This window comes from Undibacterium sp. GW821-FHT07F11 (assembly GCF_059418665.1).
Map to the genome: position 1 here is coordinate 732,858 of NZ_JBWKQH010000001.1, position 22,210 is coordinate 755,067.

18 protein-coding genes are annotated in these 22,210 nt (G+C 50.5%); 6 read left to right on the plus strand and 12 right to left on the minus strand.

All coding sequences use genetic code 11. The annotated features are described in order from the left end of the window. Window positions 1-87 precede the first annotated feature (87 nt). Both putA and AC07OI_RS03120 read left to right on the plus strand, forming a co-directional pair. Window positions 88-3,747 (plus strand): trifunctional transcriptional regulator/proline dehydrogenase/L-glutamate gamma-semialdehyde dehydrogenase, encoded by a 3,660-nt coding sequence (gene putA, locus AC07OI_RS03115; RefSeq protein WP_495256274.1) that lies wholly within the window; start codon window positions 88-90, stop codon window positions 3,745-3,747. A gap of 117 nt (window positions 3,748-3,864) precedes the next feature. Then, on the plus strand, window positions 3,865-4,518 hold the full coding sequence (locus AC07OI_RS03120) for a TetR/AcrR family transcriptional regulator (RefSeq protein ID WP_495256275.1): 654 nt from the start codon (window positions 3,865-3,867) through the stop codon (window positions 4,516-4,518). Between the two features lie 59 nt (window positions 4,519-4,577). Here AC07OI_RS03120 and AC07OI_RS03125 read toward each other — a convergent pair whose 3' ends face one another. The 8 genes from AC07OI_RS03125 to glpK all read right to left on the minus strand — a co-directional run bounded on the left by AC07OI_RS03125 (window position 4,578) and on the right by glpK (window position 14,002). Beyond that, window positions 4,578-5,795: an arabinose transporter gene (locus AC07OI_RS03125; protein ID WP_495256276.1), complete on the minus strand. Its 1,218-nt coding sequence runs from the start codon at window positions 5,793-5,795 to the stop codon at window positions 4,578-4,580. A 344-nt stretch (window positions 5,796-6,139) separates the two neighbouring features. Further along, window positions 6,140-7,414, minus strand: coding sequence for a nucleotide disphospho-sugar-binding domain-containing protein (locus tag AC07OI_RS03130; protein WP_495256277.1), 1,275 nt, complete (start codon window positions 7,412-7,414; stop codon window positions 6,140-6,142). A 146-nt stretch (window positions 7,415-7,560) separates the two neighbouring features. Continuing rightward, on the minus strand, window positions 7,561-8,070 hold the full coding sequence (locus tag AC07OI_RS03135; RefSeq protein WP_492707579.1) for a DUF2059 domain-containing protein: 510 nt from the start codon (window positions 8,068-8,070) through the stop codon (window positions 7,561-7,563). A 904-nt stretch (window positions 8,071-8,974) separates the two neighbouring features. Continuing rightward, on the minus strand, window positions 8,975-10,099 hold the full coding sequence (locus tag AC07OI_RS03140; protein ID WP_495256278.1) for a hypothetical protein: 1,125 nt from the start codon (window positions 10,097-10,099) through the stop codon (window positions 8,975-8,977). 8 nt (window positions 10,100-10,107) lie between these two features. Next, a complete protein-coding gene (locus tag AC07OI_RS03145; protein ID WP_495256279.1) occupies window positions 10,108-11,322 on the minus strand; it encodes a BtaA family protein in 1,215 nt (404 codons plus the stop codon). A 176-nt stretch (window positions 11,323-11,498) separates the two neighbouring features. After that, window positions 11,499-11,882, minus strand: coding sequence for a hypothetical protein (locus AC07OI_RS03150; RefSeq protein ID WP_495256280.1), 384 nt, complete (start codon window positions 11,880-11,882; stop codon window positions 11,499-11,501). Between the two features lie 48 nt (window positions 11,883-11,930). Beyond that, window positions 11,931-12,461, minus strand: coding sequence for an SRPBCC family protein (locus AC07OI_RS03155; RefSeq protein ID WP_495256281.1), 531 nt, complete (start codon window positions 12,459-12,461; stop codon window positions 11,931-11,933). A gap of 71 nt (window positions 12,462-12,532) precedes the next feature. Beyond that, window positions 12,533-14,002 carry a glycerol kinase GlpK gene (gene glpK / locus AC07OI_RS03160; protein ID WP_495256282.1) on the minus strand — a complete coding sequence of 490 codons (1,470 nt, stop codon included), beginning with the start codon at window positions 14,000-14,002 and terminating at the stop codon, window positions 12,533-12,535. Between the two features lie 175 nt (window positions 14,003-14,177). Between glpK and AC07OI_RS03165 the strand changes: the two genes are divergently transcribed. After that, window positions 14,178-14,462: a hypothetical protein gene (locus AC07OI_RS03165; RefSeq protein WP_492707569.1), complete on the plus strand. Its 285-nt coding sequence runs from the start codon at window positions 14,178-14,180 to the stop codon at window positions 14,460-14,462. Between the two features lie 25 nt (window positions 14,463-14,487). Here the strand turns inward: AC07OI_RS03165 and AC07OI_RS03170 are convergent, their stop codons facing one another. The 4 genes from AC07OI_RS03170 to AC07OI_RS03185 all read right to left on the minus strand — a co-directional run bounded on the left by AC07OI_RS03170 (window position 14,488) and on the right by AC07OI_RS03185 (window position 17,054). Next, window positions 14,488-14,934 (minus strand): FKBP-type peptidyl-prolyl cis-trans isomerase, encoded by a 447-nt coding sequence (locus AC07OI_RS03170; protein ID WP_492707567.1) that lies wholly within the window; start codon window positions 14,932-14,934, stop codon window positions 14,488-14,490. Window positions 14,935-15,050: 116 nt separating this feature from the next. Continuing rightward, complete coding sequence (locus tag AC07OI_RS03175; protein WP_492707565.1) at window positions 15,051-15,323, minus strand: hypothetical protein; 273 nt, start codon at window positions 15,321-15,323, stop codon at window positions 15,051-15,053. Then, a complete protein-coding gene (locus AC07OI_RS03180; RefSeq protein WP_492707563.1) occupies window positions 15,323-16,051 on the minus strand; it encodes a substrate-binding periplasmic protein in 729 nt (242 codons plus the stop codon). Before AC07OI_RS03180 ends, AC07OI_RS03175 begins: the two co-directional genes overlap by 1 nt. 118 nt (window positions 16,052-16,169) lie before the next feature. After that, on the minus strand, window positions 16,170-17,054 hold the full coding sequence (locus AC07OI_RS03185; RefSeq protein WP_492707562.1) for a LysR family transcriptional regulator: 885 nt from the start codon (window positions 17,052-17,054) through the stop codon (window positions 16,170-16,172). A 113-nt stretch (window positions 17,055-17,167) separates the two neighbouring features. Here AC07OI_RS03185 and AC07OI_RS03190 point away from each other — a divergent pair, with 113 nt between their 5' ends. From AC07OI_RS03190 to AC07OI_RS03200, 3 genes are all read left to right on the plus strand, one after another. Then, window positions 17,168-18,664, plus strand: a complete 1,497-nt coding sequence (locus AC07OI_RS03190) for a CoA-acylating methylmalonate-semialdehyde dehydrogenase (protein ID WP_495256283.1) — start codon at window positions 17,168-17,170, stop codon at window positions 18,662-18,664. 832 nt (window positions 18,665-19,496) lie between these two features. Further along, window positions 19,497-20,534 (plus strand): NAD(P)H-dependent flavin oxidoreductase, encoded by a 1,038-nt coding sequence (locus tag AC07OI_RS03195; RefSeq protein ID WP_495256284.1) that lies wholly within the window; start codon window positions 19,497-19,499, stop codon window positions 20,532-20,534. A gap of 21 nt (window positions 20,535-20,555) precedes the next feature. Continuing rightward, window positions 20,556-22,175: a GMC family oxidoreductase gene (locus tag AC07OI_RS03200; RefSeq protein WP_495256285.1), complete on the plus strand. Its 1,620-nt coding sequence runs from the start codon at window positions 20,556-20,558 to the stop codon at window positions 22,173-22,175. Window positions 22,176-22,210: the final 35 nt, after the last annotated feature.

Genomic DNA, 22,210 nt, shown 5'->3' on the forward strand with positions numbered 1-22,210 from the left:
AAAATTTCGATATATGTTCTGATTTCCAGAATTAATCATCGAAGAGCATCTATACAATGAAATCATATTTGTTTTGATTATTTTTATATGATTGCGATCACCGTGCCAACTAATAACTCGCCTTTTTCTGCCCTGCAAGCAGAGCTGCTCTCCCCTGCCAGCCCTCTCAGAACTGCAATTACAGAAGCATACCGCCGATCAGAGCCTGATGCTGTGCAATGGCTGCTCGGCAATGTAAATGCCCACGAGGATCAGCAAAAGAGTGTTGCAGAACTGGCACACCGCCTGGTCAGCAATGTACGTCAGCAACGCACCCGCGCTTCTGGTGTTGATGCCCTGATGCATGAATTTTCATTATCGTCAGAAGAAGGTGTCGCCCTGATGTGCCTGGCCGAGGCGCTGTTACGTATCCCCGATCATCAAACCGCTGACCGTCTGATCGCCGACAAGATTAGCAAGGGTGACTGGCGCAAACACCTGGGTGAATCCCCTTCTTTGTTTGTGAATGCTGCCACCTGGGGCTTGCTGGTGACTGGCAAGCTGGTCAGCACGAATAGCGAACAAAGCCTGGGTTCTGCCCTGACACGTTTGATCGCCAAGGGCGGTGAGCCTTTGATACGCAAAGGCGTGGATATGGCCATGCGCATGCTGGGTAACCAGTTCGTCACTGGCCAAACCATAGAAGAGGCCCTGAAAAATAGCCAGGACAATGAAAAACGTGGCTACCGCTATTCTTATGACATGCTGGGTGAAGCCGCGCTGACTGCCAAGGATGCAGCCTTCTATTACAAAGCCTATGAAACGGCCATTCATGCGATAGGCAAGGCCTCGAATGGCCGCGGTATCAAGAATGGCCCTGGCATTTCAGTCAAACTGTCTGCCCTGCACCCGCGCTATTCACGCGCCCAGCGTGAACGCACGATGAATGAATTGCTGCCCCTGCTGAAAAAATTGCTGGTGTTGGCGAAGCAATACAACATCGGTCTGAACATTGATGCAGAAGAAACCGACAGACTGGAATTATCGCTGGACCTGATGGAAGCACTGGCCTTTGATGCCGATCTCAAAGGTTTTGAAGGTATAGGTTTTGTCGTGCAAGGCTATCAAAAACGTTGCCCGTTCGTGATCGATTACCTGGTTGACCTGGCGCGCCGCAGCGGCAGCAAGTTCATGATACGCCTGGTCAAGGGTGCTTACTGGGACGCAGAAATCAAGCGTTCTCAGGTTGATGGCATGAGTGGCTTCCCGGTCTACACCCGCAAGGTCTACACCGATTTGTCTTATCTGACTTGCGCACAAAAACTGCTGGCCGCGACTGATGTGATTTATCCACAGTTTGCCACGCATAATGCGCTGACCCTGTCCACCATTTATACCTGGGCACAAAAAGCCGGTATCACTGATTATGAATTCCAGTGCCTGCATGGCATGGGTGAGACCTTGTATGACCAGGTGGTAGGCAAAGACAAACTGGACAAGCCTTGCCGCATCTACGCCCCGGTAGGGTCACACCAGACCTTGCTGGCTTACCTGGTACGCCGCCTGCTGGAAAATGGAGCGAACTCTTCCTTCGTCAACCAGATCGTTGATGAAAATGTGTCGATAGAATCCATGCTGGCCGACCCGATAGCCGTCTCGCGTGAACTGGGTGGCGCGCCACATGCTGCCATTGCCTTACCCAGGGATTTGTTTGGCAAGGAAAGAAAGAACTCTGCTGGCCTGGATTTCTCCAATGAGCTGGAACTGCAAAAAATCAGCACCCATTTTGCCGAAAGCAGCCAGCAAAACTTGATAGCTGCACCTATCCTGCATGGCCAGGTATCCGCTACCCAGGCGCGCCCTGTGAATAACCCCGCTAACCAGCTGGATGTGGTCGGTGAAGTAATCGAAGCCGATGCCCAGGATGTGCAAACTGCCCTGCATGCAGCAGAACAATATGCGATGGACTGGCAAACCACAGCCCCGGTAGAACGTGCCGCCGCCCTGAAAAAAGCCGCAGATTTGCTGGAAGCGCAAACGCTGGATTTCATGGCGCTGGCGATACGTGAAGCCGGCAAATCCCTGCCGAATGCCTTGGCAGAAGTGCGCGAAGCAGTAGACTTTTTACGTTATTACGCAGCCCAGGTAGAAGGCTTGCCAAATACCCAGGCACTGGGCCCGGTAGTTTGTATCAGCCCATGGAATTTCCCACTGGCCATCTTCATCGGTGAAGTCAGTGCCGCACTGGCCGCAGGTAATGTGGTGCTGGCCAAACCGGCAGAGCAAACCCCGTTGATCGCTTACCGCGCCATACAACTGATGCATGAAGCTGGCGTGCCGCGTGGTGCCCTGCAATTCTTGCCAGGCACGGGTGAAGTCGTTGGCGCCCAGCTGGTGGCGGATCACCGCGTCAAAGGGGTGATTTTCACAGGCTCTACCGAAGTCGCACAAATCATCAACCGCACGCTGGCGAAACGCGCTGTGGCTGAGGGCATCGATATCCCGCTGATCGCCGAGACTGGTGGCCAAAACGCCATGATCGTCGATAGCAGTGCCTTGCCTGAACAAGTCGTCAATGATGTATTGTCGTCTGCTTTTGACAGTGCCGGCCAGCGTTGCTCTGCCCTGCGCGTACTGTGCCTGCAAGAAGATATCGCCGACAAGACCATAGAAATGCTGCACGGTGCCATGCAAGAATTGCGCATAGGCCAGCCAGACCGCCTGGCTATTGATATAGGCCCCGTCATCGATGCAGAAGCGCAAAACAATCTGATGAGCCATATCAATGGCATGCGTGGCAAGGCCAAATCTTTTTATACGCTGGACCTGTCAGCCACTTGCCGCGCCGGTACTTTTGTTGCGCCGACTGTCATGGAAATCGCCAGCCTGGCTGACCTGAAAAAAGAAGTGTTTGGCCCGGTACTGCACATCTTGCGTTACAAGCGCAATGACTTGCCAGCATTGATAAATCAGATCAATGGCACCGGTTTTGGTCTGACGCTGGGCATCCATACCCGTATTGATGAAACTATCGATTTCATCATCTCCCGCGCTCACGTTGGCAATATCTATGTGAACCGCAATATCGTTGGCGCCGTGGTGGGTGTGCAACCATTTGGCGGCGAAGGCAAATCCGGTACCGGCCCCAAAGCAGGCGGCCCGCTGTACCTGAAACGCCTGCAACGCACGCCTGTGACCGGCCTGGGTGGACATACCGTATATGAACGCCAGTCACCACCAGCACTGGAGGCCTTGCTGGTCTGGGCGCAAAAACAAGGTCATCAAAAAATCGCCGAACTGGGTGAGCACTATGCCCATAACAGCCCCTACAAAGTGACCCAGGTCTTACCTGGCCCGACAGGTGAACGCAATACCCTGTCATTTGCACCTCGTGGCCGTATTTTTTGCGCGGCAACGACAGTCAATTGCATCATCAACCAACTGGCCGCAACACTGGCGACTGGCAACCTGCCTGTGTTGCCTGCACAAACCATGTCTATCTTGCCAGCAGGTTTGCCAATCGAAGTCAGCAAACTCATCATCACTGCAGAAGCAGAGCAATGCGGTGCCCAACTGGCCCTGGTCGAAGGAGGTTTGCTGTCGCATTACAAGCTCTTGTTTGCAGGCCTGGATGACGCTATCGTCTCCGTTGTCGAAATCCATGACCATGCAGAAATTCCTCTGTGGCGTTTAATGGCAGAACGGGCACTTTGTGTGAATACCACGGCTGCCGGCGGCAATGCGAGTTTGATGACACTGGCGACCTGATCGTTTTCCGTATTGTCGCTGCGAAAAAAGCTCCTGCATTCAGGAGCTTTTTTCATGGCGGGAATATATAGTGCATATCATCTCAGAGTACTGTCTTGAATCTCACTTCATAATCCCATGAGCAAACCTCAAACCCCTCCTATCTCTTCAAGAAAGCGACCCCAGCAAAGCCGTTCGGCTGATCTGGTGGCGACCATACTGGAAGCTGCCCTTCAGGTTTTACAAAGAGAGGGCGCGCAAAAATTTACCACGGCACGGGTAGCAGAAAGAGCGGGTGTCAGCGTGGGTTCTGTATATCAATATTTCCCGAACAAAGCAGCCATCCTGTTCCGCCTGCAAAGTGATGAATGGCGACAGACTGGCGGGATGTTGCGTAATATCCTTCAGGATGTTCAACTGGCACCGCTGGAGCGCTTGCGCACTCTCGTGCATGCCTTCTTGCGCTCAGAATGTGAAGAGGCACAGATGCGCAATGCCCTCACCGATATCGCCCCGCAGTATAACGATGACCCTGAAGCACAGGAAGCATGGCAATACTGGGACCAGACCATACGGGTATTCGTAGAAGAGTTGCTTCCTGTCGCAGCAGCAGCGACGCGGTCCATCGTTGAAGAACTGATTTCCACCACACTCAGCAGTGCTGGTGAGCATGTGTCGGTAAATGGCTATCCTGCCGACAGAGTAGATGGCTATGCGGATGCCATGGCAGATATGTTCTGTGTTTATCTGAACAGTATCAAAAGCAAGGAAGAGATTGACCAGACTTCTTGAAAGCCTGATCAATCTCCCGTGGATGGTGCGCACAGCGCACCTGCAAAAATTTCAGTACCTTACGTACTTGCAGATGCTTTACCCAGCAAACGCACAGCCACTAGCAAAGACAAAGCCACTGCCACGCTGGCAGCAAGAAAAACAGCATCGACACCCCAGTGCCCGGCGATAAAACCAGCCAACGGGCTGACTATGCCCAGTGACATATCAAGAAAAGCGACATAGGCACCCATGGCAACACTGCGGCTTTGTGGTGGTGCACGGCGCGCAGCTTCAACACCAAAACCGGGGAAGGCCAGTGAATAGCCAAAGCCTGTCAAAGCAACACCTATATAGGCCATGCTGACAGTATCAGCCCGCCAGATCAGCATGAGCCCGGCGGCTTCTATCACAACATTGACAAGTGCGACTCTAGCGCCACCGAGCTTGTCAGGCAAGTGGCCAAATAAAATCCTGGCGCCGATGAAAGCCACACCAAAGAATGTGAATGCAAGCGAGGAGTTGCCCCAGTTTTTTGCCGCAAACAACAAGGCAGAAAAAGCCGTTATCACACCAAAGCCAATGCTGGCGAGAGCCAGTCCCAGGCCGGGTACTACGACAGTGCCCAGTATCTTGTAAAAAGGCATACGGACAGTTGCTGTCGGTGGGACGGCAGCAATGCCCAGCGCCATCAGCAATGCGGCGACCGGCATGCAAATTGTCGCTATGCCTATACCAGCAAATCCCAGATGAGCATTGATGGCGACACCTGCTGGTGCACCGAAGGCAAATGCACCGTAGATGGCGATACCTACCCAGGCCATGACCTTGCCTGCATTTTGCGGCCCGACCAGCCCTATGCCCCAGCCCAGTGCTCCGGTGACCATCAGGCTTTCGCCTATGGCCAGCAAGACACGGCCAGACAATAGTATCCACACCGATACTGCAGGTGTAGTGACAAAGGGGAGCGATGCCAGATACACCAGACCTGAGCTGGCAATAATCAGGGAACCAGTGAGTACTGCACGCTTGGTACCACGCATATCGGCAAAATTGCCAGCCCATGCTCGTGACAGCAGGGCAACAGCAAACTGTGTACCGATGACCAGGCCGACCACCAGTGTACTCATGCCCAGGTTGTCATGCAGGTACAGCGGTAATACGGGTAGCTGCATGCCCATGGTCAGAAAGCCGATAAAAACCGCCAGTGTGAGTGGCAGCAGTTTCAGAAAAACACTACCGCCAGCCGCTGCGGGTGCAGCAGACAAGGACTGCGAAGATTGAGAAGATAAAGACATAAAAAACTCCAGGCATAATCATGTGATTGATGCTGGATATGATAAAAGTCTTCATCCCTATCGAATAGTCGCGTAATGCCGGTAGCATGAAACCGCGTTGCAAGCCAGGCAGGGCGTGGCTTTGCGCATTTACGGGATTTTTATTTTTTTCTTGTGAACGCGAAGTATTCGCGTTTTAAACTGCTGCGCAGACAGTTTTTGTCTTAACTTGAAAATTAAATCTTTTTGGCATATTCATCATCTGCTGATAAATATGACTGCATAAAATCGCGCATAAAAAAACCTATAGACAATAATGAGTTGTGGATAAGTTCGGCTATATCTTGTCGCTGAAATTGATTACTTTATTTTCTCTTGCTTAAATTTACCGCTTCTATCGCATCACATAAAGAATCTGCATGACCAGCTTTCTTGAATTTCTTAGCAACAAGCGCGCAGTTTGTTTTGATTGATGCTGAACCCAGTAGTTGTGACAGACTGCGCTCTAATTTACGTGTCGTCAGGCGCGACATGCGCATGAAATCGCCAACATCCAAATTTTTTACGCGCGCAGCATTATCAAATTGGTCAAAAGCCTGCGGCAACAACAGTTGCGGTATGCCTGCTCTTAAAGCTTCTGCGGTTGTGCCTATACCACCGTGGTGAACCAGGGCTGACGCAAGTGGCAAAATACTGCGCAGGGGTAAATAGCTTTGCCAGAGTATGTTCTCCGGCAAGTTTGCCACGATCTGTTCACGGTGAGAACTCAGGAAAATCGCCCGCAAACCCAGTTTTTGCACTGCTTGCAGCGCACATTGAAAATAATGGCTGGCCTGTATATTCCCTGAACCCGGGGTGAAAATCACTGGCGCATCGCCTGCTGCGAGAAATTCTTGCAACTCTGTGGATAAGTCTTTATCAGGACTGCTGTCGTACAGCTGAAATTCCCCCATAACAATAGGATTTGGCCAGTCTGGCTGTGCTGGAGCAAACCATGCGGGGAAAAAACTGATGCTCAGGTCTGGCACAGCATACATATATGGTGGCAGGCTCTTGATTGGTGGCAAGTTCCTGACTAGTCTGGCTTGATTGATGATGGGGACAGCAAGCGGGTCAACAAAATTCTTGTCTGCATAAGTCCACAGCCATTCACGCATCCATACGGGCAGCCAGCGCGGTATGAATAAATCACCCATGACCAGTGGATCATGCACAGTCCTTAAATTGGAGGGTGCTAGGTAAGCCCCGATGACTGGAATATCAGGGCGAAAACTACGCGTCAGATCTGCTATAGGCAATCCCAATGGGTGAGTAATAAATACACAATCCTGATTATCAGGCAAAGAAGCGAAGTAATCAGGTATTTCTGTAAATAAGCGTTTGCATGACTCAAGTACAATACCCAGACCTTTGCGTACATTCCATATATCGGGATTACGCATAGCGGCATCATATTCAGCCTGGGTACCCAAAATCTTGTAAGCAATACCAGCCATTTCTGCATGAATGGCATGAACTGGGGCCAGCAGCATCGTGGACATATGTCCACGCCTCTGCATTTCGACTGCCAGGCTCAGGAAAGGAAATATATCCCCGAGCGTGCCTACACCAAGGAAAATGAAGTGCCTGGATTTAGCCATTGTTTTTACTTGCCTGGAAAGGCACTTCTTACAGGTAGATTTTCAAAAGTAAGTACCGTACGTAGTCGATATCAACAGCTAAATTCAACTAAGGCAGGTAAATTCTTTTATTTACAGCGCATTAGTCGTTAAATTCAGCTGAAAACTTATTTTTTTTGATCCAGTTCGCGTAATTCTTCAGCCATTTTCCTGGAAGCTTCAATTATTTTATCCATCATGGGCGTGGTCACTTTTTGCATTGCCCCCAGACTTTGTTGAATGATGACCGGGATTTTGCCGACATAAGCCTTACCCGCCGGGGACCTGTAGAAAGCAGCAATGCCGTCAACCTCTTCCTGGCTCAGGGAATTCGCATAGATTTCAACAAAAATAGGCTCGAGTTTTTCCCAGGTCATTTCTGTCTTGTGGATATCTAAGACTTTATCCCTGAATTTATCCAGTACTTTTTGCTGGTCTGTACTGATCGTCTGGTCTTTCAGGGCTGCTTTCATCATGTTTTTCATGACGCCATCTATCTGGGCCTCTGTACTTTTCAGTATTTGTTGGCTATTCGTTAAAACCAGTAATTCTTTGACCGATGCTTCAGTGGCTTTTTCTGCATGTGCAGTACCGCAAGCGAGCAAGGTAATGAGCAGCAAATTTGACCATAGTTTCACGGTGTTTTCCCAGGAGGATTGAATGAGTTACGGATTCTACGACAGTTTTTTGCTTTTGTTTTTTTGCTTTTTTTGAGCTGTGGATACCTTTAATTTGAATAACTTTATATATAAATAGTAGTAGTTGTTAACGCAGGCATGTTGCTGTGGATAAGTCGGTAAACATCCACAGGATCAAGAGTTTAGGCGAATGATAAGGCGGTGATAAAAGTCTGTATATCCACAGGACAAAATCTGAACAGTAAACTTGCAGATGTGAAAATTTGGAGTTACGCACAATGAATACAGTGGATATCAGCTGACTTATCCACAAAGTTTTTTTGAAAAATGTTGTTTTTCGACGTGATTTTTCTAAAAAAGGCTGATTTATAGCTCTGAAGGGAAGTTTTTTTAGGAAAACAGGAATGCCGAGGCGATCTTTGGCAGAGTCATAGGATAGATTTTTTGAAGCAAGGCAGTTTTCAACACTTGAATTTGTCTGCAATAAAAAATGAATGCCTTTTTTTTGGGAATCCAGAATTTTTATAAAAGATGAAGAACGCTGCCAGCTTCTTTTTTTTTGAAATATCAAATTTCTGCATCAATCATTTTTATTTGAATCAAAACCAGATCTTTCAGGAAAAACTTCCAGGGTTTTCCAAAAGGGGTTTAATTAGATAACTTAGTTTATATATACATAGTAATAGTAGTTAACGTCGCGATATTTTGTGGATAAGTCCTAATTTATCCACAGAAACAAGTACTTAGTTCATGTATAGATGTGCTGATAAGTCCTGTATGAAAAAAGGACGGTTTTGGGATAAAAAATCTTCTTCCACAGCTTTGTATGGTTTTGCACAGTTCATCCTGTGGATATGCATAGGCTTATCCACAGATAAATCAATGAAAATTTTGCTGTCAGGTTTTAAATACCATCAGCTTTTCTCAGTATTGCTGGAGCAAAAGTAGTGAGTAAACGACCAAAGAGCGCGGCACTTTGCACTGCAGTTGTGGATAAATGCCGGTTATGGATAGCGGTATATTCCAGCTGGGGAAGGCCGCCGCGGGCGCGTTTGAACTGGCTGGCACCTGAGCTGTAGTGCAGTTTCAGCTTTTTATCTTTGGCTGTTTTAAGTAATAAAGCCATCAGGCGTCTGTATAAACCCAGCTCTTTTGGCAGGTTGGTGTCATAACCTATCAAGGGTGTAGTCAGCCATCCGTGCTCTGGATGTGTATAAATACCTAGCACTCCAACCAGGCGGCCTTGCCAGCGCAGGGCGTGCATTTCCAGGAACTGGGTTTCCAGGCAAAGCTCAAAGAAAGCGGCACTGAAGTTGGGATTAAGATAAGAGTGCTTATCGATGAAGAGCTGGCGGTAGAGTTGCTGCAATACGGCAATATCCTGCGTTTGCAGATGTTCGTGTGTCAGCACTTCTACTTCAGTATTGCCCAGCAAGCGGGCATCCTGTTTGACATGATTGTGTTTCCAGACGCTGGCTTGTTGTGGATCGCACAAATAAATCATGCGACTTGGGAATAGCTGCCAGCCAGCGCTGAGCAGGCTTTCAGTCAGTTCGGGATTCACCTGTGGACAGATATTACGCATCATCAGCGGACGCTGTGGATAAGTGTCTAGTAACTTATCGGTAGTTTTGCTGATCTCTGTTGCTGACCAGTCAGAGTACAGATTGGTGGAGACGAGATGGTTGGCAATAATGGCTGCCTGGTCCAGTTTGCTGGCTTTGAACAGGGCAGAGAGCGGCCCGAAGATGGCGCAACTACCCAGTTTGATGGGCTGCTCCCATCTTGGACCTACCTGGCGCAGTATTTCCTGGCGCGGATAACGCAACCAGGTAGAAAGCGGGCTGGCGACATAGCTTTCTTGCCAGCTGCTTTGATCCAGCAAAGTGACTGGCTGGCTTTGCCCGGCAATTTCTATGGCATTGACATCACAAGTAGCATTATTGAGCCAGTGCTGGCCACCACGTGAACGTGCAGTCAACAGCCACAGGGCATCTGCCACCACGCGTGGCGGTAATGAGGTATGCAATTTGGCGCTTAAATTTTGGTGTACAGGTGCATGCCACCATAGATGGCGGAACGGTCAGTGGCGTACAGTGCACGGTTATGCACAACGTCGGTATGCCAGGCAGCCAGTACTTCTTGTGGCAACTTGGCTTCCAGTGGGGACTCGCTACCACCTGTACGGAATACCACTTTGGCACCCGGTGCCGCAGTGCGATTCACTTCTTGCCAGAGTGTTGTCAATTGTTGTTGATCCATCCAGTCCTGGGCATCAAGGAAGAGATAGGCGTCCATGGAAGCACGTGGCTGGCCCAGCAAAAAATCGGTCAGGGTTTGATGATGAGGATGCAGCCTGTCTATATTGCGGCGCAGGGTGTGGAAATGTTCTTGCTGTAAATACATGGGTAGGGCTGCCTGTTTTTTTGCGTCATAACGGCGGCCAAATGCCTGCTGGGCGAAACAGTTTTCTTCCAGTGGAAAGTCACAGGCCAGATGGCGCATTCTTTCTTTGAACAGCAGATGCAAGCCATCTTTGGCTTCATGTTTTAATTCAGCAAACTGTGACGGCGGTATACCCAGGCTATACAGCGCCAATGGCTGGCTGGCGATGAGGCGGAATAAGCGGGTCTCAAATACCGGGGCGACATATTGCTCAAATAACTGCGCCTGCTCCTGCAGATTTTTAGCCTCCATGAGTTTGCTCATGTCGCCACCCATCAGACGTACAAAAAAATGGGCAAAGCCGATGAAATTACCCAGCAAGCCATGCTGATAAGCCTGATTCGTAAAATAATGGTAACGCGGTTTGCCAGACAAAGAGCGACTTTCCCAGAAATTGCTGGCATCGTCTGACAATTGCATGCGTATATGACGTTTATAGCGCTTCAGATTATCGGGCTTGTCGGCATTACCTAAAAAAGCCAGCACTGCATCATAGTCGGGCAAATGCCTGATGGCTGTTTGCTTGATATTGAGCATGGCCAGGTGAGCGGCATTCAAATCCACGGCATGGACTGCGGCTGGTTCGGCAGATAAGTAGGCCAGGGCGTTGCAGCCACCTGAAGAAATTGTCAGGATATTCGCGCCTGGTTTTAGTTGCAGGGCATCCAGATCAGCTTGTGGATCTTCCCAGATCTGGGCATACACGAGGCGGCTGAACCAGTGGGCAAACAATTTGTCTGCCAGGCCCTTGCGGCCAGATGTGGTGGAATTGAAAACGGCGCTGTCTATCAGGGCTTTGGTGGACATGCTGGTCTCCGCTTATGTTTTGGATAAGGAAGACTTTAGGATGCAGAGGTGACAGGCAAGTGACAGATTGATGAAGATTATGTGAAAAACGTATAAGAAAACCACAAAAAAAAGCATGAACCCGGAAGGATCATGCTTTTTCACAATATCAACAGATTTATCTATAAAGATACGGTTCAACTACCCCGCTCTGTGGATAAGCGGCGACGTCTGGCTTTGATAAACATGAATAACTGATAAGCAAAATACAGGGAAGCCAGTACCGGCATGGAGGCGACCAGTATCCACAGGCCACCAGCCAGGGGAACCGGGCCTGACCATACCAGGATGGGTACATCAGGCTTATTGCTTTTCTCAGTGGCAGCTTGCTTGGGTGTGTCTATCTGTACACCAGAATTTTGCTTGGGCAAATCTTCTGGTGCGACCACGAATACAGCTTGCGTACCTGGGGATGCACTTGCCGGGGCTGGTGCATTGCCAGCTGAGGCAGCAAAAACAGAGGAAGCTGGCAATGCAGTCAGCATTTGCAAAGCCAGGATCAGGACATACTTGAGTTTCATTGATGCAATCGGGTAGAAGATGCAATGTAGTTTTGACTACAAGTGCAATTAATTTTTCTCGGCGAACTTTTTAAGATTGCTTAAGCCCGCTTCAAAATCAGGACCCACCATTTTATCCATAAATGGGGCAAATAGCTTCATCATGAAATTGCCTTCGCTGCTACCTTCCATCTTCCAGGTGATTTTCGTGCCTTCTGCTTGTGCTTCCAGCAAGAAACTGCCGGTTGATGGTTTGCCCATACCTTCAAAATGCAGTTCATAGTCGATTTCGCGGAAGGGACTGGCGTGGATGAGTTTCATACCGCCGTTGCCTTGCGATTCACTTTTCCATTCCCAGGCGGCGTCTCTACCTGATTCAGGACCGGAAAATTCCATTTTCATATTTGGGTCGCGTTGGTTCCAGACTGACCAGTTTTTCCATTCCTTGGGTGTGGCGATCAAGGGAAAAATTTTGGCCGGTGTGGAACGTATCAAAATACTGCGGCTGACTTTGTATTCATTTGGCAGTGAATAAGCAATTGCCAGTATCAGGGCTATCGCAATAATCGGTATGCCGACAGACCATTTAATAATTTTCATTTTTATTCTCCTGTTGGTAATGTAAATGGTGGAACGAGTCGCCACTTAGTTGCGGGTATCTCATGCCTGGATTATCTTACTTTTCCTATGGCGATTTCCCAATTTTGCATCAAGCTGGCGGCTTCATCGCGGCTCATGGCTGGTGTAAATTGCGTCTCCATTTGCCACTGGGCTGCGCATTCTTCCATGCTCTTATACACACCGGCTCCCAAACCTGCCAGATAAGCTGCACCCAGGGCCGTGGTTTCTGTGACTTTGGGACGTATCACGGGTATGCCCAGCAAATCAGCCTGGAATTGCAGCAGCATATTATTGGCTGCCGCACCACCATCGACACGCAGTTCCCTGATGGGGAAAACCGCATCCCTGACCATGGCCTGCAGCAAGGCGGTGCTTTGAAAGGCGATCGATTCCAGCGCAGCGCGGGCGATATGGGCCACGGTGCTGCCGCGGCTCAGGCCCAGGATGGCACCCTTGGCCGAAGGCACCCAGTAAGGGGCGCCGAGGCCAGTGAAAGAAGGGACGAAGACGACACCGCCAGAATCTGGCACAGTTGCTGCCAGTTGTTCTACGTCGGTGGAATGCTGTATGGCTTTCAAACCATCTCTTAGCCACTGCACTACCGCACCGCCGATGAAGACACTACCTTCCAGCGCATATTGGGCATGGCCATCAGTCTGGCAGGCCGCCGTGCTGATCAGACCATTTTGAGAGCTGGGACACTGGTCGCCAGTATGCATGAGCATGAAGCAGCCCGTGCCATAAGTATTTTTTGCCATACCCGGTGTAAAACAGGCCTGGCCAAACAAGGCTGCTTGCTGGTCACCGGCAATACCGGCAATGGGGATGGCCGCACCCAGCAGCTTGCTATGCCCGAACTGGTGGCTGGATGGCAAGACTTCAGGCAGCAAGGCTTTGGGGATATCAAACCAGCTCAGTAATTCTTCATCCCATTTATTATCGTGGATGTTGTACAGCATGGTGCGCGAGGCATTGCTGACATCAGTGACGTGCAAGCTGCCTTCACTGAGTTGCCAGGCCAGCCAGCTGTCGATGGTACCGAAAGCCAGTTCACCGGCATGGGCGCGGCGGCGCGCGTCGGGAATATTATCCAGCAACCACTTGAGTTTGGTAGCTGAAAAATAGGGGTCAAGTATCAGACCAGTCTTGGCCTGTATGCGTGCTGCATAGCCTTGCTGGCGCAATTCATCGCAATAAGCCTCGGTGCGGCGGTCTTGCCAGACGATGGCATGGTGGAGCGGCTGGCCAGTCTTCCTGTCCCACAATACCGTGGTTTCGCGCTGGTTGGTAATGCCCAGCGCGGCGATGTCATTTGCCTGTAAACCGGCTTTGGCCATGACTTGCTGGCAGGTGGCAAACTGGCTTTGCCAGATTTCCATGGCGTCGTGCTCTACCCAGCCTGGCTGCGGGAAAATCTGGCGAAACTCTTGCTGGGCGCTGGCGATTAATTCACCACGCTCATTGAAGATGATACTGCGCGAACTGGAAGTACCCTGGTCTAGTGCAAGCAGATATGTCATAAAAATTCCTGATGCATCTGAGCCTCATGGATGAAGATCAGAAAAATGCAGAATGAAAAATTTTCAGCCTGATGCTGACGTCTGGTTACAATTTTAGCCATTAGTGCAATGGCAAACAGGATTGAATTTGATATAGTAGATTATTGATTTAATATTAAGCAAGAAAGGCAAGTCTGTGGCGGGTTTACTCAATTTTTCTTTGTCTTTGCTGGTGCTGGTCTTATTTGCTTTGGGCACCATGCGTAAAAGCCGCCGCTTGATTAATCTGTCTTTTTTTGCCATGGTCGCCGCCAGTCTGCTGGGTTGGTATCAATATATTTTCCCTGCTGGTCTTAGCCTGCTGTTTTATGCAGGCACCATGGCGACAGTGCTGGCGATTTCCATCTTCTTTTACGCCATCTATTCTTATGAATCCATCTGGACAGATGTCCAGGAAATCAAAGCCAGGCAGTTGAGCTGAAGGCTTTGGCCAGAGACATCTGAATTTATCTCACATCCAGTAATTCAATATCAAAAATCAGATAGGAATTCGGCGGTATCATGCCGTTGCCTGCTCCTGCTGCACCATAGCCCAGTTCTGGCGGAATGATCAGGGTGCGCTTGCCGCCTACCTTCATTCCTGCAACACCTTGTTCCCAACCCTTGATGACACGGCCTGAGCCTATGGAAAAGGAAAAAGCCTGCTGACCTACCGAGCTGTCAAACTTGGCACCGCGTTCGCGGTTGGCGAAAGGGTCGTGTAGCCAGCCTGTGTAATGTACATAGACGGTATTACCTGCAAGCGCTTCTTTGCCTGTGCCAACTTTTTCATCGATTTTAGTCAGCCTGCTGATGACCACGCTGTCAGGCGCTTGCGCCTGGGCTGGTGAGATGGACAAAATGCCAGTGAACAGAGTGCTGGCGAGCAGGGCGCTAAGACATTTGTATTTCATTCGGTTTTCCTTATGTGACAATAAACGCAAAACAGCTGCGGCTGCATTGCAGCTTCCGCATTTATCTGCTGGAGCAATTTTGCGTAAATATTAATGATGATTTGTTGTATTGCCTACTATTTTTGCTTGGCCGCTGCCAGTTTTTTCTCAAAGGCGACATCCAGTTTGCTGGCTTTTTTTGGAGCCAGTTTTTGCAAGTTATTCACATAGGCGACAAATTCATCCATTTCCATGGCATCGCTGACGCTGGCTGGCAATTCATCTGGCTGTTCCAGATTGGCCAGGGTCAGTGAAAAACGCCCATCGGCCAGGCTTACCATGGAGTAAGGTGCATTGCTGCGCTCGCGCAGGCGGTTTACGGCATAGGCGGCCTTGGTTGATCTGGCCATTATCTGATCCCGTATTTGCGCATGATTTTTTCCATGGTACCGTCGTTATCCAGTTCTTTATTGATTTTGTTGTACAGCTCTATACGCTGCTTATCCATGCGGACATTGCATAACATATTCAATTCTATGCTTTTCCATTTGATGGCACGCGCAATGTCATTGCCAAATCCTTGTTGTTGGGCAATGAGCATGCCATGTGACTCTGAAACTATCCAGTAATTCAACCTGCCATTCACCAGCAGGCGCGGATTATCTTCGTCCTGGCTCGCAAATTCTATTTTGTAGCCTTGTTCGCTGAGTTGCAAACCTGTGGCTGCATTTTTGTAAGAGCCTATGGAATAAGGTTTGGCGTCTTCAAAACTTTTCAATACCCGCGTTTCGGTTTTGCGGGCATATAAGACCCAATTGTCGGTGACCAGTGGGCCTACCCATTTATACGAATTCTCACGCTCAGGTGTACGGCGAAAACCGAACAAACAGGTATTGTCGTCATTCAGCGTGGAATTAAGGCCACGGGCCAGAGACGTGCTGCTGATGCTGTAATTGTCACCTGCGCGCTTGAGGATTTCTTGTATCTTTTCGGTCAGCGCACCCTGGATTTCGCCGCTTTTGAGATCGGTATGGGTGAAAGGTGCATATTCCTGGATAAGCAGTTTGATCGTTTCTGCATGGCAAAATGCAGGAACGGTGGCCAGAGATACAAGCAAACTGGATAGCAAGAATTTCACGAACTTTGTTTCCGAAATAAATAAGTGCTGGAAATATACCGCTGAATTTCCAATAAAGGCAGATATTTTCTTGTTTTGAACTCAGGTGTGCGGCTGAGGAGACAGTGCGGGTTGCAATCTATACCCAGATTGTTTTCAACAAGGCAAAACTCGCTGCGATCATGGCTTCATGCTGGCGTTTTTCCTGGCAGATAAAACTTAGTTCTGTAGTAATACTGACGGCGTCAGCGATCACCAGCCCGTGTGCATGGGCCTCGCGTATGGCAATGGAATCGCGGATCAGGCTCAGACCTACGCCAGACTTCACCAGATCCAGCATGGTCGGCTCCTGGTCTACCAGGGCAACCTTGTTGGGCATAATTCCTAGCCCGGCGAAGATCTGGCTGAGCAGCCGGTGATGTGCTGATTCTGCCGGCGTCCACAACCATGGCAATTTGGCCAGGCTGGCCCAGCCTTGGCCTGCAACCCGGTTTTTCCAACCCTTGGGTGCCACGACGCGATAGGTAAATGGTGTCAGCACCTGGCTGTGGCAAGGCGTTTTACCATCGTCGGGCGGTTGCCCGAGATAAAAGCCCACATCCAGGGTACCGGCGCGAATTTGCTGCAAGACTGTACCAGACATGCCTTGCTGCAATTTTGTGGATAACTGTGGATAAGTCTCGACCAGACGCTTCAAAAATAGACCGAGACGGGTGAACTCAGGGTCAAGTATGGTGCCTATCGCCAGTTCACCAGAAATGGTGCTGTGCATACTATGGGCGGCCTGGCGAAATTCAGCCATGCTGGCAATGACTTTTTCTGCGTAAGGCAAGAGTTTGGCACCATCGTTGGAGAGGCGCATGCCACTGGCGCTACGTGTGAATAAACTTAATTGCAAGGCATCTTGCAAGGACTTGATTTGCAGGCTGACGGCGGGCTGGGTCACATGCAATTGTTCTGCTGCCCGTGTCAAATTGCCTTCTTTCGCCACGGCGACAAAGGCGCGTAGTTGTATCAAGTCCATTATCAGAAATCCTTATATTGCTATTGATAATAACTCATTGGATTAACCAGGGCGAGTGAATTAATCTCTGTGTCACCGCAGAAAAAACTTCACATTATCTCTAAGGTTTACTTATGACATCCACAATCGCGCATTATATGAATGGCCAGGCCTATGCTTCTGCCAGTGGCCGCCAGCAAGATGTATTCAACCCTGCTACTGGCGAAGTGACAGGCAGTGTTGCCCTCGCCAGCATTGCGGAAGTACATGCCGTCATCGCCGCCGCCAAGGCTGCCGCGCCGGCCTGGGCAGAAACTGCGCCGCTGAAACGTGCCCGTGTGATGTTCAAGTTCAAGGAATTGCTGGACCAGCATCACAAGGAAATGGCAACCCTGATTACCCGTGAACATGGCAAGGTTTTGTCAGATGCCATGGGCGAAGTCACGCGCGGCATAGAAATCGTCGAATTTGCCTGCGGTATGCCACAACTGCTGAAGTCGCAATTCTCGGACAATATCGGCGGCGGCATAGACAATTACAATCTGCGCCAACCGCTGGGTGTGACTGCTGGCATCACGCCTTTCAACTTCCCCTTCATGGTGCCTATGTGGATGGCACCGCTGGCGATTGCGACTGGCAATACCTTCATCCTGAAGCCGTCTGAACGCGATCCTTCCTGCTCTTTGCTGATAGCTGACTTGCTTAAAAAAGCTGGTTTGCCGGATGGTGTTTTCAATGTCGTGCAGGGCGATAAAGTGGCGGTCGATGCCTTGTTGCAGCATCCTGATGTGTCGGCGATTTCTTTCGTAGGCTCCACCCCTATCGCTGAATACATCTACAGCGAAGGCACCCGCATGGGCAAGCGCGTGCAGGCTCTGGGCGGTGCAAAAAACCACCTGGTCGTCATGCCCGACGCCAACCTCGAACAAGCTGTCGATGCCCTGATGGGTGCGGCTTACGGTTCTGCCGGTGAACGCTGCATGGCGATTTCGGTGGCTGTTGCCGTTGGCAATGTGGCCGACAAACTGGTAGCAGCCCTGGTACCCAGAGTGGAAGCTTTGAAGATCAAGAACGGCATGGAATCTGATGCCGAAATGGGCCCGGTCGTGACAGCCCAGCACAAGGCAAAAATCGAGTCTTATATCGCTGAAGGCATAACCGAAGGTGCGCAATTGCTGGTCGATGGCCGTGGCCTTAAAGTCCCTGGTCATGAGTCCGGTTTTTTCCTCGGCGGCTGCCTGTTTGACCATGTCAAAGAGGGCATGAAAATACATCGCGAAGAAATTTTTGGCCCGGTTCTGTGCGTAGTCCGCGTCCCGGATTTTGCATCCGCTGTTGAGCTCATCAACCGCCATGAATTTGGTAATGGCGTGTCATTGTTTACCTCGGATGGCAACACAGCCCGCGAATTTTCCCGCCGCATCCAGGTCGGCATGGTGGGCATCAATGTACCTATCCCCGTCCCCATGGCCTGGCATTCTTTCGGCGGCTGGAAGCGCTCCTTGTTTGGCGATGTGCATGCCTATGGCGAAGAGGGCATACGCTTTTATACGCGCTATAAATCCATCATGCAGAGGTGGCCGGATAGCATAGATAAAGGGGCGGAGTTTACGATGCCGGTGGCGAAGTAGCGGTGGCGTGCTTGCTCCTTCTCCTTCAAGGAGAAGGTTGGGATGAGGATGGGGTTCTGTCGATAAACGGCAATCAGATTGTCGTCGCTTCTGCGAAGGCAGGAGTACAGCGGCGTTCGTTGCATGCTTGAATCTTTATTAAAGAGATTGCCCTCTGTGGACACAAGCCGGGTCTCGGCCCGGCGGCCGAATTCCTTTCTTTGCTTCGCCAAAGAAAGGAATCAAAGAAAGACGACCGCAGACTCGCCCTTCGGGTGCTTACGCTACGCTTCAGCATAATTTGTGCGTCACAAAAAATGGGAAAGCTTCGAAACTCGCTCCGCTCAAACAACGAAGCTTTCTGATCCATTTTCCGTGAAGCACAAATTACATCGTCCCAAGCGGATTAAGGTCAAGAACAGATTCAAAAACAACGGCAACTGCAACGTCAATGCAACCGTTACGATAATGTCGTTGAGAGTGGTCAATCAACCGGGGTTTTGGGGTTGCTGCTGTTTTTGACTTTTGTAGTTCCCATGTGTAGACGCCGTTTGTGTAGTACAGAAAATGGATTAAGAAATGCACGTGTTTGAGCGCAGCGAGTTTCGGGCATTTCCCATTTTTTGTACTGCATAAACGGGAACCCCGCAGGGGCGGCTACGCCTGGGTCGCCTTCTTTGGCTTACTTTTCTTGGCGAGACAAGAAAAGTGAGTAGCTGTCGGGCTACCCCCGACCTGCAATCGCAATACAGTGACAGAAGTGAGTAAATGAGTTAGCGTACAAACACGACAATTGATGAAAGCCTGATTTACCTGTTTCCAACAACTCACTTAAATAAACCCGGAGCCCTAAATGCCCAGCCTGCCAACCCTCTGCCCCTACCCCATCATCCAAGCCCCCATGGCTGGTGGCGCCACCACCCCGGAACTGGTGGCCGCAGTGTCAAATGCAGGCGGCCTGGGCTCCCTGGCCGCTCCCTTGCTGACTCCGCTAGCCATCATAGAGCAGGCTGAACACATCAGAAGACTGACGGACAAACCTTTCGCTATTAACCTATTCGTGCAAACCCGCCCACAAGTCGATTTTGCCGCACTGGAAGCCGCCAAGCTCTTGCTGCAACCGATCTGCGAAGAACTGGGCTGGGATACCCTGCCGACGCCAACCCGCTGGTGTGAAGATTTTGAAGCACAGCTCGATGCCCTGATCACAGCACGCCCTGCAGTCGCCAGCTTTACCTTTGATGTGCTGCACGGCAGCCAGTTGCAGCGCCTGCATGATGCGGGAATAAAAGTGGTTGGTACTGCCACCAATCTTCAGGAAGCCATCGTCTGGCAAGCCATGGGGGCGGATGCGGTTTGCCTGCAAGGGGTGGAGGCGGGTGGTCACCGCGGGACGTTCATCGGCGCACAAAAAGATTCCACTCTGGGCCTGTCTGCCTTGCTGGAAGCCTGCAAGCCACATATGCAGGTACCGGTTATCGCTGCTGGCGGCATCATGGATGGCAGGCAGATCAAACAAGTACTGCAGGCGGGCGCGCAGATGGTGCAGATGGGCACGGCATTCCTGGCGACGAAGGAATCAGCCATTCACCCTGCCTATAAACAACGTCTGCTGGAAAGCAGCAGCGATACGACACGCCAGACCCGCGCTTTTTCTGGCCGTATTGCACGCGGTCTCAACAATCATTTCATGCAAACCATGGATGCAGTGGCTGACAAAGTACCTGCCTATCCGATACAGAACGCACTGACGGGTTCCATACGCGCAGCGGCTGCCAAGGCAGCGAATACTGAACTGATGTCCATGTGGGCCGGGCAGGGCATGGCAGCGACCAGGGATATGAGCGTGGCAGAGCTGATGGCTGCACTAATCGCGGAAATGCAAGATTAATCAGGAACAAGGAAAAACGGTATGGAAGCAGCAGGACAGTTTGATTACATCGTCGTCGGTGCCGGTACTGCAGGTTGTGTATTGGCGAACCGCCTCAGCAAGAATCCTGATAACAGGGTTTTGCTGATAGAAGCGGGTGGCAAGGATGATTATGTATGGATACATATCCCCGTTGGTTACCTGTACTGCATCAATAATCCGCGCACAGACTGGATGTTCCGTACCGAGGCGGAGGCTGGTCTGAATGGCCGTAGCCTGATTTATCCGCGTGGCAAGGTGCTGGGCGGCAGTTCATCCATCAATGGCATGATTTACATGCGTGGCCAGGAAAGGGATTACCAGCAATGGGCAGAACTGACAGGTGACGATAGCTGGCGCTGGGAGCATGTCTTGCCACTGTTCAAGAAGAGCGAAGACCATCACGGCGATGATGCAGAATTCCACGGCAAGGGCGGTGAATGGCGGGTGGAAAAACAAAGGTTGTCCTGGGAAATCCTGGATGCCTTCCGCAATGCAGCAGCCGAAGTCGGTATCCCTAACAGTAATGATTTTAACCGTGGCAATAATGAAGGCTGTGGCTATTTCGATGTGAATCAAAAACGTGGTGTGCGCTGGAATGCTTCCAAGGCTTTTCTGAAGCCAGCAGCAAGCAGGCCCAACCTGACCATCATGACGGGTTGCCAGGTCCAAAAACTGGTCATCAGGAATGATGAACAAGGCAAGCGCTGCACGGGCGTGGAATTCATAGGCGGTGGTCGCAGCTGGTTTGCCGAATCTGTGAAGGAAACCGTATTGGCAGCAGGTGCCATAGGCTCACCACAGATTTTGCAATTATCCGGTATAGGAGATGCGGCACATTTGCAACAGGTAGGGGTTGATGTGGTGCATGAATTGCCTGGCGTCGGCGGCAATTTGCAAGACCATTTGCAGATACGTTCTGCGTTCAAAATCACTGGTGCCAAAACGCTCAACAAGATGGCTAACAGCCTGATAGGCAAGGCGCGCATAGGGTTGGAATATGCCATGTTCCAGAGTGGCCCGATGTCGATGGCACCGTCGCAACTGGGGGCATTTACCCGTTCGGATGCCAGTCAGACTACACCGAATCTGCAATACCATGTACAGCCTTTGTCACTGGAGAAATTTGGTGACCCTTTGCATGATTTCCCGGCGTTCACCGCCAGTGTTTGCAATCTGCGCCCTACTTCGCGTGGTCATGTGCGCATTGCCAGCAATGATGCCGCCGCAGCACCGAAGATTGTGCCCAATTACCTGACGACGGCAGAAGACCGCAAAATAGCAGCGGCCTCCCTGACACTGACACGCAAGATAGTTGCTGCGCCATCCTTGCAAAAATACCAGCCTGAAGAAATGAAGCCGGGGGCACAGTTCCAGACTGAAGAAGAATTGGCCAAAGCAGCAGGGGATATAGGCACGACGATCTTCCATCCGGTAGGCACTTGCAAAATGGGAAGAGTGGATGATACTGAGGCAGTAGTCGACAGCGCTTTACGCGTAATAGGCATAATTGGCCTGCGCGTGGCTGATGCTTCTATTATGCCGACTATAACCTCAGGTAATACCAACTCACCTACTGTGATGATTGCAGAGAAGGCGGCCAGGAGTATATTGGCAAGCTGAACGGATGAAAATTGAGTCAGTACAGGAAGGAATTT